Origin of the sequence: Bacteroides caecigallinarum (assembly GCF_016901995.1) — a bacterium.
Classification (GTDB): Bacteria; Bacteroidota; Bacteroidia; order Bacteroidales; family Bacteroidaceae; genus Phocaeicola; species Phocaeicola cellulolyticus.
This window is the reverse complement of the sequence record NZ_JACJLE010000022.1, coordinates 45778-58544: the sequence shown is the minus strand read 5'-3', so window position 1 is coordinate 58544 and position 12767 is coordinate 45778. Positions and strand designations below refer to the sequence as shown.

General features: G+C 39.0%; 7 protein-coding genes. 6 read left to right on the top strand and 1 reads right to left on the bottom strand.

Annotated elements, in window-relative coordinates; genetic code table 11:
- Positions 1-29: 29 nt before the first annotated feature.
- Positions 30-1481, bottom strand: coding sequence for a hypothetical protein (locus H6A61_RS07510; RefSeq protein WP_204392534.1), 1452 nt, complete (start codon positions 1479-1481; stop codon positions 30-32).
- A gap of 279 nt (positions 1482-1760) precedes the next feature.
- On the opposite strand from H6A61_RS07510, the gene H6A61_RS07505 reads away from it, so the two are divergent.
- The 6 genes from H6A61_RS07505 to H6A61_RS07480 all read left to right on the top strand — a co-directional run bounded on the left by H6A61_RS07505 (position 1761) and on the right by H6A61_RS07480 (position 12764).
- Entirely contained in the window at positions 1761-3260 is a 1500-nt protein-coding gene (locus H6A61_RS07505; RefSeq protein WP_154044246.1) for an acetyl-CoA hydrolase/transferase family protein, read from the top strand.
- Positions 3261-3365: 105 nt separating this feature from the next.
- Positions 3366-4184: an alpha/beta hydrolase gene (locus H6A61_RS07500; protein ID WP_204392532.1), complete on the top strand. Its 819-nt coding sequence runs from the start codon at positions 3366-3368 to the stop codon at positions 4182-4184.
- Between the two features lie 200 nt (positions 4185-4384).
- The gene (locus H6A61_RS07495; RefSeq protein WP_204392530.1) at positions 4385-6058 is read left to right on the top strand and encodes a DUF6377 domain-containing protein; all 1674 of its coding nucleotides are present in this window, start codon (positions 4385-4387) and stop codon (positions 6056-6058) included.
- A 201-nt stretch (positions 6059-6259) separates the two neighbouring features.
- Positions 6260-9346 carry a SusC/RagA family TonB-linked outer membrane protein gene (locus tag H6A61_RS07490; RefSeq protein ID WP_204392528.1) on the top strand — a complete coding sequence of 1029 codons (3087 nt, stop codon included), beginning with the start codon at positions 6260-6262 and terminating at the stop codon, positions 9344-9346.
- A gap of 25 nt (positions 9347-9371) precedes the next feature.
- A complete protein-coding gene (locus H6A61_RS07485; RefSeq protein WP_204392526.1) occupies positions 9372-11237 on the top strand; it encodes a RagB/SusD family nutrient uptake outer membrane protein in 1866 nt (621 codons plus the stop codon).
- 72 nt (positions 11238-11309) lie between these two features.
- Positions 11310-12764, top strand: coding sequence for a SusE domain-containing protein (locus tag H6A61_RS07480; RefSeq protein ID WP_204392524.1), 1455 nt, complete (start codon positions 11310-11312; stop codon positions 12762-12764).
- Positions 12765-12767 lie beyond the last annotated feature (3 nt).

Below are 12767 nucleotides of genomic sequence, written 5' to 3'. Positions count from 1 at the left end.
GAATAAATAATTACTGTATAAAATATGAATTATGCATGTGATAAAATCCAACTTTTAAAGTCAAATATTTTCATGGTAAGATGGTCAGAAATATTTTGTGGAGTGTCAATCTGCTTGCATAATTCTTCAAGATACTTCTTTTTATCCGATTGGGAAAGTTTAAACATGTCTTTTGTAAAGAATTCGTATAGTATAGCTTCTATTTTTGATGTCTCTCTGTTGTTCTTCAATTTTCTTCTGGCTGCTCTTATGGAATATTCCAGAAAATCGTATTCCTGGAGTTCGTATATAGATATGTAATATAATAGCAGGCAAGGTTTATATAGAAAGAATCTTTGATAATTGGAGTCTTTTACAATATCATAAAGAATCTTTTTTGCCTGTTTATGTTCGTTGATGTTTATGTGTAATAATGACAATTCAAGTATGAACTGTATTTTTCTGAATGGTGTAAGATATTTCACTATGGAGTCTGTATCTTTGTAACAGCTGATGAGTCCTTTTATTTTTTTCTTGTCATTAGTATGTATATAATATTCAGCTTTGTTTGTGAATATTATGCATTCTATTTCCGCATTGAATTCTGCGGTATAACATTTCAATCCCTCCAGGATGTTAATGTAATACTCCATTTCCGAATATTGCCTGTTCTCATTGCATTTTTTCAGCACATTCTCGATGAACTGTATATAATCGGATGGTGGATTGTTAAGGAATGATTTATGAGAGGCGAACAGTTCGTTCGCTTCTTTGTAAATGTTGTTTGCCGCTTGATAATTGTTTTTGCATAACAGATATATACCCTGGAACAGTAAATGTTTCTTCTGTATTTCGAAAAGATTTTTTCTCAGATTGTTGACAAATGTTATTTCCGTTATTGCCAGATCGTCAAAAATCTTGGTGTCCGATTTTCGGCTGGTGTAGAACACCATCAGTTCATATAGTTCCGACTGGCGATTTATCTGATTAAGTACATTCAGATATCCTTTTAGTCTTAAATGCTCTTTTATAAGGGTATCTTCTGATATGTCAAGGAAGTTTTCCTGACGCATGGAATCCAGTTTTGTTCTCTGTGCTAAAGAGGAGACACTGTAATCTTCTGTTGACTCGGATTCTTCAATCACTTCGTCCAGCATCTGGAAATGCTCGTCCATCAGATGCTTTTCTTTGAGAATATTTGCCTGTATTATTTTATAATATAAGTTATGTTTGCGTTTTTTCATTATGGCAAGACTTGCCAGTGTGGAAAGGATGTGCTGGTATAAATAATTAGCTTCCGGAACAAATGAATTTATTGGGTAATATTTTGCATAATTCTTTTTAATATATTCTATATCAGTTATGTTTTTCTTGTCTATGATATCGAATATTTTCATATATGCTTTTTCTGTCGGATTTTCTCCTGCCTGTAGATATAAAGCTTTCTTTTCCGATTTCGACAATGCGTTTATGAGTAATATTAATGAACCGATTTTTTTCATAACTAATATATGTTTTTCAATGTAATATGCGATATTGGCATTTATTTCTGATATCTGCAAATAAATCAGTAGAAACTTGGATAGATACGTGGCTCTTAATAATTGTCAAAATATTTGAAATATTAGATTATGACGCTCATTTTGTAGAAAAAAATATGTTTTTCATCATAAATTTGAAACAAGAAGTATTGGATTTGATGTTTTTTTTCTAAATTTGGAGAGCCTCAGAAAACTTACTAAGTTTCGAATATATACAAATAACTTTAAAAACACAATATCATGAGCTATAAATTTATGACAGCGGCCGAAGCTGCAAGTTTGATTAAAGACGGAGATATTATTGGATTAAGTGGATTTACACCAGCCGGAACACCTAAGGCTGTTACTGCCGAGTTGGCTAAAATGGCTGAAGAAAAACATGCACGTGGAGAACATTTTAAAGTGAGCGTTCTTACAGGTGCTTCAACCGGTGATTCATGTGACGGCGTTCTGATACGTGCAAATGCTCTTGATTTCAGAGCACCATATACAACAAATTCTGATTTCCGCAAGGCTTGCAACAACGGACAGGTAAAATACTCTGATATACATCTGTCACAAATGGCTCAGCGAATCCGTTCCGGTTTCTTGGGTAAGGTGAATGTTGCCATAATGGAAGCTTGTGAACTGACTGCCGACGGACGTATTTATCTTACTGCCGGTGTTGGTATTTCCCCTACAGTGGCACGTCTGGCAGAAAAAGTTATAGTCGAACTTAATGCTGCTCATAACAAGACAAGTCTTATGGGTATGCATGATATTTATGAACTAGAACGTCCGCCACATCGTCGTCCTATCATGATAGAACATGCTAGTGACCGTATCGGAACACCATATATTCAGGTTGATCCGGCCAAGATTGCTGCTGTGGTGGAAGTGAATATTCCTGACGAAGCCCGTGGGTTCCACGATCCGGATCCTATAACCGACAAGATTGGTCAGAATGTGGCAGACTTCCTGGTGAACGATTTGCGTAAGGGTACAATACCTTCTACTTTCTTGCCTTTACAGTCTGGTGTAGGTAATATAGCAAATGCAGTGTTGAGTGCATTGGGTAAGAATCCTGATGTACCTGCTTTTGAAATGTACACTGAAGTTATCCAGAACTCAGTGATAGATTTGGTAAAAACCGGTAGAATAAAGTTCGGTAGTACATGTTCTTTGAGTGTGACAAACGACTGTCTGCAGGATATTTACGATAACATTGAATTCTTCCGTGACAAACTTGTGTTGCGTCCTTCTGAAATTTCAAACTGCCCTGAAGTAGTACGCCGTCTTGGAGTTATCTCAATGAATACAGCAATCGAAGCGGATATTTACGGTAACGTAAACTCTACACATATCTGCGGAACCAAGATGATGAACGGTATCGGAGGTTCTGGCGACTTTACGCGCAGTGCTTATATCTCTATTTTCTCTTGTCCTTCAACAGCTAAGGGTGGTTGTATCAGTTCTATTGTTCCTATGGTGTCACATCAGGATCATAGCGAACACTCTGTAAATGTAATCATCACAGAACAGGGTATTGCCGATTTGCGTGGTAAGAGTCCTATGGAACGTGCCAAGACTGTTATTGAGAACTGTGCTCATCCAGACTATAAGCAGTTGTTGTGGGATTATCTCAAGATAGCCAGCAAGGGACAGACCAGTCACAGCTTGTCAGCAGCATTGGGTATGCATGAAGTATTCCTCGACAAGGGAGATATGCGTCTGACTGATTGGGCTGACTTTAAAAAGTAATTTTCAAATATTTTTTCAATAATAGAGGATATATCAATTATAGTATGTTGACTGTTATGTTTTTATAGTTACCTGTATTGATATATCCTATTTGAATTTATATATATGAGGTTTAGGAAAATTTATTGTTTTGTTCTTTTTCTCCTGTTGTTCGATATAGCAGCCTGGTCACAGGATTATAAAATAATTCCCGATATATCCTATCGTTCTACAGGTGATGAATATGCATTGAGTAGATGTAAATTGGATTTATATGTACCTGCAAATATAAAAGATTACCCGACAGTCGTATGGTTCCATGGTGGAGGCCTTACCAGTGGCGAGCGTTTTATTCCTGATGAACTTAAAGATTGTGGCTTAGGTATTGTGGCAGTTAATTACAGACTATTGCCTAAAGCCGATTTAAAGGATTGTATTGATGACGCGGCCGCCTCTGTTGCATGGACATTCAGAAACATAGAGAAATATGGCGGAAATACTAAGAAAATATTCGTCGCGGGACATTCAGCCGGAGGTTATCTGACAAATATGATTGGGCTTGATAAAAAATGGCTAGCTAAATATGATATTGACGCAGATTCTATTCTGGCTTTGGCCCCTTTCAGCGGTCATGCAATTAGCCATTTTGCGTATCGTGAGTCAAAAGGCATGCGAACCAATCAGCCTAGTATAGATGAGTATGCTCCTCTATATTATGTACGTGGAGATGCACCTGCGATGATAATCATATCAGGCGACAGAGATATGGAACTACTGGGACGATATGAAGAAACTGCATATCTGTGGAGAATGATGAAGGAAAACGGTCATAAAAAGACATATCTTTATGAGCTGGATGGCTTCGACCATGGGTCAATGGTTTCTCCGGCATTTCATATCTTGAAAAACCATATACAGGATATAATCGGACATTCTTTGAAATAATGCTTGATATTGGTATTTTTTCTTACGGACTATTTCATATTTTATAATACGCCGAAATCTTATTGATATGATACCCTTAAGACAATGGAATATTGGCTTCCACAGCTTTCATTCTATTGTCTTCAAAATCAAATCCATTACCATATTCTTCCGCATTTCACTTTTTGTAGTAACTTTGTATCCATCAAAAATTTATAAAAATGAAAAGAAACATCTTCTTCGTATCGATATTGTTACATTTCTGTGCTGGACAGGCTCAAAACACCGCTTTTCCCTCTTTGGAAGATTTGGATAGAGTAGTGGCTGAACAGCAGAAATATGTTGATATTCGCGAGGGACGTATTTCTGACGTAAAATCAAAATTACGCAAAACCGCATCGGAAGAAGAACGCTATCAGTTGAAGAACTTTCTTTTCAATGAATATTCTTCTTATGTGGTTGATTCCGCACTTCATTATGCACAGGAAAAACTGGTATCTGCCTATAAGATGAATCGCCAGGATTACATTGACGATTCAAGATTGAATATGGCTTATGTGCTGATACAGGGTGGTATGTATAAAGAAGCATCGGATATTTTACAAAATATTAACCGGGCTACGCTGGCAGAATATCTGGAGAAGTATTATTTCCTCATTTACAATACACTGTATGAAGCTATGGTAAAGTATACCATTATCGAGTCTCAAAGCAAGGAATATCGGGCAAAAGCCATGCTTTATAAAGATTCGATTATGCAGAAAAATGATTCTACCGATGTTTATATACGTGCTGACAGATTGTTGGAACAGGGAGATTATAGCAAAGGGTTGCAGATATTACTCGATTTTTACCGCCAACTGGATCCTGATAACCGTGATGTAGCCTATGTGGCCTACTCCATATCCGATTTTTACAGAAGACAAGGAAACAGGGAAGAAGAAAAGAAATACTTGATTGTCTCTGCAATGGCTGATATGAAATGGGCGGTAAAAGAATATATTTCGCTGCGCCGATTGGCCACTATCCTCTATGAAGAAGGCGATATCAATCGGGCATATATTTATATGCGCCGTTCGTTGGATGATGCTACATTCTGTAATGCCCGCCTGCGTACTATTGAAGTGACACAAACATTGCCTATTATCGCTAATGCCTATCAAGTCAAAACGAAGAAAGAAAAGAAACAGATGATGATTGCATTGGCATGTATCAGCATATTGTCTGTGTTTCTTATCGGTTTGGTAATTTATGTACGGCGGCAAATAAAAAAACTATCGGCGGCAAGAAGCGAGCTGAACAAGGCCAATGAACGGTTAAGACAGTTGAATGTGGAGCTTAATTCTGTAAACGAACAACTTCAATCTGCCAATAAAGAGCTCCATGAAACCAATCACGCATTGTCGGATATGAACCAGTCGCTTTCGGAAGCTAACAATATTAAGGAGCTTTACATTACCAAGTTTATGACGGAATGTTCTTCTTACATCAACAAGATGGATAATTACCGCAGAATGCTCAATAAAAAAGCGGCGTCCGGTAAACTTGAGGATTTATTTAAAACATTGAAATCTTCCGTCATTATCGAAGAGGAAGTCGAAGCGTTTTATAATACCTTTGATGAAACTTTCCTGCACCTGTTCCCATCTTTTGTAAAAGCATTCAATTCATTGTTACCTGCAAACAACTCCATTGTGCCTAAGCAAGAGGGTCGTCTGACTACGGAACTGCGTATCTTTGCTCTGATTCGCTTGGGAATCACCGATAGTGAACGCATTGCATCTTTTTTACGCTATTCTAAAGCTACCATCTATTCTTATCGCTCGCGGTTAAGGCTGAAATCGCTGGATCCGGAGCATTTTGAAGAAAATATTATGCAGATTACATCCTTTTAAGTATTGTACGGCATTTGTATTTTTATGTCTTGATCTTACTATCAAATATTTGATTTTCAGGTATTTGATAGTAAACTATCTTTGTATTTTAATCTTATATATTTGTTTGTATTAGATTGATTTATGATTTTTGCATCAGCCTTTGAAATTATAACAAGGACTGAATAATATCATTTAATAACCGAATAAATGTAATTACTTATGAATTTAAAGAAAACACTGCTTGTAGGTTCTTTATTCTGTGGGGTATGCATATTTCCGTCATATGCAAATATTCCATATTCCGAAAGTGAGACTATCGAGCAGCAAAAAGGTATCCGTGTCAGTGGTACTGTCATCGACAAAGAAAAAAACACTTTAGTGGGTGTAAATATTATGGTAAAAGGTTCTTCAGAGGGGACTATTACCGATATTGACGGCCATTTTTATATTGAAGTACCTGATAAAAGCAGTATTCTTGTCATCACCTATGTAGGATTTAAAACTCAGGAAATTCCGGTTGGTAATAATATCAATTTTAATATTACTTTATTGGAAGATGTAGAAGCATTGGATGAAGTGGTAGTTGTGGGATACGGTAATCAGAAGAAACTCTCGGTTATCGGTTCCGTACAAACTTTAGATCCTTCGAAATTACAGGTAGGTTCATCCCGTTCCATGAGTAATAATCTGGCGGGACAACTGGCAGGTGTCATTGCCGTACAGCCTTCGGGAGAGCCCGGGTATGATAACTCAAATTTTTGGATTCGTGGTATATCTTCATTCAGCGGAAATACGTCTCCGTTGGTTTTGGTAGATGGCGTAGAGCGTAGTTTGAATGATATCGATCCGGCGGAAATAGAATCGTTCTCAGTATTGAAAGATGCATCGGCCAGTGCCATGTATGGTGTGCGAGGTGCCAACGGTGTTATTTTGATTAATACCAAACGCGGTTCGGTATCTGCTCCTTCCGTAAATTTACGTGTGGAGCAATCTATTCAGGCTCCTACAAAGCTTCCTCAGTTCATAGGAGCTGCCGAATATATGAGTTTGCTGAATACGCTTCAGTCCGACCCGAACAAAAGGCTGTTTACGAAAGACCAGATTTTGAAGACTTATTATGGATATGATAAAGATTTATATCCTGATGTAGACTGGATAGATGCGATAACCAAGGATTACGCTAATTCTACGCGTGCAAATCTGACGGTATCCGGCGGTACGGAAATACTTCGCTATTCATTGACAGCTTCTCTTTACCATGAAAACGGAATTATGGGGTCTGATAAAACACTGCCTTACGATACGCAAAGCAAACTGAACCGTTATAATATTCGTGCCAATGTGGATTTGGATTTGACGAAAACAACGCTTTTACGTTTCAATGTGGGAGGTTATTTACAGAATCTTCGTAAATCGAGAAGTAGTACGGATGAACTGTTTCAAGCTGCTTTCGAGACTCCGCCGTTTGTACATCCTGCCATTTATTCGGACGGTACCATTCCTCGTGTCAGCAATACCCGTAAAAACCCGTGGGCTATGAATACGCAGAACGGTTATTACCGCGGTGGAAAAAGTAAGCTGGAATCTCTTTTTTCTTTGGAACAGAATTTAAAGATGATTACTCCGGGGCTGAAAATGAAAGTGACGTTTGCATTCGATACATATAATGAGAATTTTGTTACTCGCGGTAAGGAACCTGATTATTACAGTGTGGCCAAGTCGCGTAATGATGAAGGAGAATTGGTGCACAGTATTTTGAGTTATGGTAGTGAGTTTTTAGACCATTCAAGTAACGCCAATTACGGAAACCAAAGTACTTATCTGGAAGCTGCCGTTACATATAACCGTACTTTTGACAAACATGCGCTTGATGCGCTTTTCTTATACAACCAGCGTAGCTATGACTGGGGTGATATACAACCTAATCGTACACAAGGTATCGCCGGTCGTCTTTCTTATACTTTCGACCGCCGTTATATCAGTGAATTTAATTTCGGTTACAACGGTTCGGAGAACTTTGCAAAAGGCAAGCGCTTCGGTTTCTTCCCTTCCGTAGCCATCGGTTGGTTGATTTCAGAAGAAAGCTTCATGAGGAATTTGCAGGAAGACATTACAAAATTGAAGTTGAGAGCTTCTGTCGGTTCGGTAGGTAATGATAATATCGGCGGTCGTCGTTTTGCATATATCACTACCATTAACAGTAATTCCAGCGGTTATCATTTCGGATATACCGATAGCAACTATTACACAGGTATTCAGGAAGGTGAAGTAGGGGTTTCCGATCTGACTTGGGAAAAAGCCTTTAAAATGAATATCGGTCTTGAATTGGGGTTGTGGAACGAGTTGGATGTACAACTGGATTTCTTTAAAGAAAAACGTACCAGTATTTTTATGCAACGTTCTACCATCCCTACCCAAGCAGGTTTCGTGTCTAATCCGTATGCCAACTATGGTAAAGTGAATAATCAGGGATATGATCTTTCGGTAATTTACAACAAACGGTTCAATGATGATTGGGCAATGAGCCTGAGAGGTACTGTCACTTATGCTAAAAATGAGATATTGGAGAAAGACGAGCCGGAATCGGTCAAAGGAACTTACCGTTCCATTACGGGACGCTCCATTAATACCCTATGGGGATTGCAGGCAGAACGCCTTTTTACGGAAGATGATTTTATAAACGGGGAACTGAAACCCGGTATACCGAAACCTGAATTAGGAACGGAGGTACGTCCGGGAGATATCAAATATGTCGATATGAATGATGATGGGGTCATTACGGAAGCGGATGAAGGATATATAGGCGGAACAAAAGATCCGCGTATGGTATACGGTTTCGGTGGTAACCTGAATTACAAGCAATGGGATTTCAGCTTCTTCTTCCAGGGCTCTGCAGATGCGTATCGCGTTATCGGTGGTTCCAATTATTTTATTCCGGGGAGCGGACAAGGCGTATTGGGTAATGTATACGATAATTATACCGATTGCTGGACAGAAAAGAATCCTTCGCAGGATGTGTTCTGGCCTCGTCTATCAGAGAGTACGAATACCAATAATAGCCGTGCTTCTACCTGGTGGAAGAAAGATATGAGTTTCTTGCGACTGAAATCAATAGAATTGGGTTACAGTATTCCTCAGGCTGTTACGCGTAAAATTCATGCCAAGAGCATCCGCTTCTTTGTGAGCGGTAACAATCTGTTCTATCTTTCCAAATTCAAACTTTGGGATCCTGAACTGGATACCGTCGACGGTTTGAAATATCCGTCCATGCGCTCTTTGATGGTGGGATTTGACTTGAATTTTTAATGATAACCAACTATACAATCATATTATGAAACTATTTAAATATATTATAACCGGAGTTTTGGGTATGCAGCTCTTGACTTCATGCGTCGATTATCTGGATAAAGAATCAGATACGGAACTGACACTCCCTATGGTATTCGAAGATAAAACCCGTATAGAGGGTTGGCTTGCCAATGTATATTCTCATGTTCCTGATCCTTATTGGGGATACGCGCGGAAATTAGGATGGGATATTCTCAGTGATGATATGACGGCCTCTGAACGGTGGCGGCAATGGGATTGGAAAGTAATTCCGATGCTATTGGGCGAATGGACACCTTCTACGGATTGGGACGGTAACTATTGGGCACGGTTGCCCCAGCTGATACGCGAGGCTAATATTTTTATAGAAAACGTACATCCGCTGCCCGATCAGGGAATCAGTGCTACTGAAGTGACGTATATGAAAGCGGAGATGCGGTTTATGATCGCTTATTATTATTATCTGCTGTCAAATACGTATGGTCCGATTCCTTTCAAACCGAACTATATAGCGCCGACAGACTTTAATTTGGCGGATTTAATGGAAGGACAACGCCCCTATTATGAAGTGGTGGATTGGGTGGATAAAGAGTTGCAGGAAGTAGCCAAAATTCTTCCCCCCAAATATACCGAAGCACGTAAATACGGTCGTGCTACTTCTATCATGTGTCTTGCAGTACGTGCCCGTATGTTACTTTTTGCCGCCAGTCCGTTGGTAAATGGAAATCCTGATTATGCAAATCATAAGAATAAGGACGGCGAGAATCTTTTCAGTACTACTGCCGACAAGACTAAATGGGCGTATGCAGCGCAGGCTTGCAAAGAACTGATTGATGCCGCTGAAGCTGCCGGACATAAATTGTATACGGTGGAGAATAAAGATGGTACAATAGACCCGTTTATGTCTTATCAAAATCTTTTCCTGACAAGATATGACGAAGGAAATACTGAAATTCTGTTTGCACGTCCCGGTGGTTCGGAATATGGGGAATACGAAAAACATGCTACTCCGGCTGCCAGTGGCGGTAGCGGCGGCTTGGGCGTTACGCAGTCGTTGGTGGATGCATTCTTTATGGAAAACGGTCTGCCTATCAATGATGATGATTCCGAATATGTGGAAACAGGTTTTTCTGTTTCTGATGAAACGCGTGATAATACAGTGTGGGATACGGAAGTGAACGGAGGAGCGATAACCAAAAGCGGCACTTATAATATGTATTGTCATCGTGAGCCTCGTTTCTATATTACGGTGAGCTATAATAACTCTTATTTCACACAGGAGAAGCGTCTATTTGATTTTTTCAATGGAAGTAAAGACAATCCGCATACCCATGATGCTCCGCAAAACGGTTATTTGATACGTAAAAAAATCTCTCCGGACTTGAATGTAAAGCAGGGTACTTATAAGTATCGTCCGGGTATTGTCTATCGCTTGGGCGAAGCTTATCTGAATTATGCGGAAGCATTGAACGAATCCGATCCGGGTAATGGAGACATTTTGGTCTATCTGAATAAAATCCGTGAACGTGCGGGCATTCGTCAGTATACCACGGGTGCTACGGATGAAAATTATATTCATGTTGATTTGAACGACCAGGCGGAAATGCGCAAGTTGATTCGTGCCGAACGTCGTGTGGAATTGAGCTGTGAAGGAATCCGTTATGATGATCTTCGCCGTTGGAAAGAAGCGGAAAATGTATTGAACGGTGATTTCTACGGAATGAATTTCAGCGGAAGAGATAATTCTTCTTTCTATGTACGTACGCCTTATCTGAAACGGGTATACAAGAAAGCCTATTATTGGTTCCCTATCCATCAGTCGGAAATAGATAAGAATGATAAACTTGTTCAAAGCCCTTATTGGAATTAACAGTTAAAAATGCAATTGATTATTATGAAGAATGCGATAAAAAATATTCTAATGACATTACCCTTTGTAATTATGGGCTGTCAAGATGAAACGGAACGGATAACTTTGGATTCCCCACAAGACACGATGGGACTGAAAGTTTCTTCGAGTGATGTGGTATTGAATCAGGATTTGGGTAATGAAGAAGCAATATCCTTTACATGGGGAAGTGCTGCCAATCGAGGAGAAGGAACGAAACTCACATATTATTTTAAAATGGATATGGCCGATAATAATTTTGAGACTTCCATCGCAAAAGTAGAAATTCCGGAAGGTGTACAAAGTATCAGTTATACGCACAAGGAAATGAACGATTTATTGAGCGGGTGGAAGGTAACAGCGGGAGAAACCGCCATGTTAGAGGCAGAAATCATAGCTGAAGTTTCAGGAGGCAGTGTATATATGAAACCGGAAATATCCAAGGTGCAGTTTTCGGTGACAGGTTATTATATTGCGGCGAGAGATCTTTTCATTGTAGGTACCGCCGTTGAAGGGATGGATGCAACTAAAGCGCTTAAAATGAATGAGGTGCTTTCCGAACAAAAATATGAATGGGGCGGACATTTGAAGCAAGGTGACTTTAAGTTCATAAAGAGCCGGACAAGTCTGACACCTTCTTATACAAGAGGCGCCGATAACAATACATTGGTTTATAATGAAACGGATGATGGTACGGAAACGCTGTTCCACATAGATAAGGATGGGTATTATTTCATTACTGTCGATGTGGAGGAATTAACTATTGCAAGTGAATATCCGGAAAATAAATATGAAAAAGTTTGGGCGGTAGGTAATGCTACTCCGGCAGGTTGGAATATTATGAGTGCGGTTGAATTGAAGAGAATTAATAATATACAGTTTGTTTATGAAGGGGATTTATATGAAGGAGAATTAAAGTTTCCGTTGGAATTACGTGAGGATTGGAATATACCTTATCTGATGCCGAAGACGCATGGTACAGAGCCTGGCGGTGATAATACTATGGAGTATGTAGAGAAAGAAAAAGTAGGAACTCATGATTATAAATGGAAAATTACAGAATCTCAGGCAGGCAGTTATAAAATAATTTTGGATACTTATCTGATGGAAATAACATTCGAAAAGAAACCGAAAATAGAAATACCTGATGATCTCTCTATTAAAGCTGTTTGGATGACAGGTAGCGCTACTGCAACCCAATGGGATACACCATTTAAAATAGCTTTCCAGTATAATCCGGATGAAAAGAAAGGTACGTTTGTATGGGAAGGACATCTCGACCCAGGAGAAATAAAATTTCCCCTGAGTAATACTGAAGGTTTTGAGTGTGATTATTTGATGCCTGAGGTAAATGGTACTTCAGTTACCAATGCCCTGAAAATGGTACGTAAAAATTATCCTGATAATACAGATGAGAACGACTATAAGTGGAGAGTGGATGAAGCCGGGAAATATAAGATATCTCTGAATGTGATAGATATGACAGTTAAATTTGAAAAACTACCGTAATAC

Coding starts and splice junctions, on each gene's coding strand:
- H6A61_RS07510 (WP_204392534.1), bottom strand. CDS start 1,481: ATGAAAAAAATCGGTTCATTAATATTACTCATAAACGCATTGTCGAAA.
- H6A61_RS07505 (WP_154044246.1), top strand. CDS start 1,761: ATGAGCTATAAATTTATGACAGCGGCCGAAGCTGCAAGTTTGATTAAA.
- H6A61_RS07500 (WP_204392532.1), top strand. CDS start 3,366: ATGAGGTTTAGGAAAATTTATTGTTTTGTTCTTTTTCTCCTGTTGTTC.
- H6A61_RS07495 (WP_204392530.1), top strand. CDS start 4,385: ATGAAAAGAAACATCTTCTTCGTATCGATATTGTTACATTTCTGTGCT.
- H6A61_RS07490 (WP_204392528.1), top strand. CDS start 6,260: ATGAATTTAAAGAAAACACTGCTTGTAGGTTCTTTATTCTGTGGGGTA.
- H6A61_RS07485 (WP_204392526.1), top strand. CDS start 9,372: ATGAAACTATTTAAATATATTATAACCGGAGTTTTGGGTATGCAGCTC.
- H6A61_RS07480 (WP_204392524.1), top strand. CDS start 11,310: ATGGGCTGTCAAGATGAAACGGAACGGATAACTTTGGATTCCCCACAA.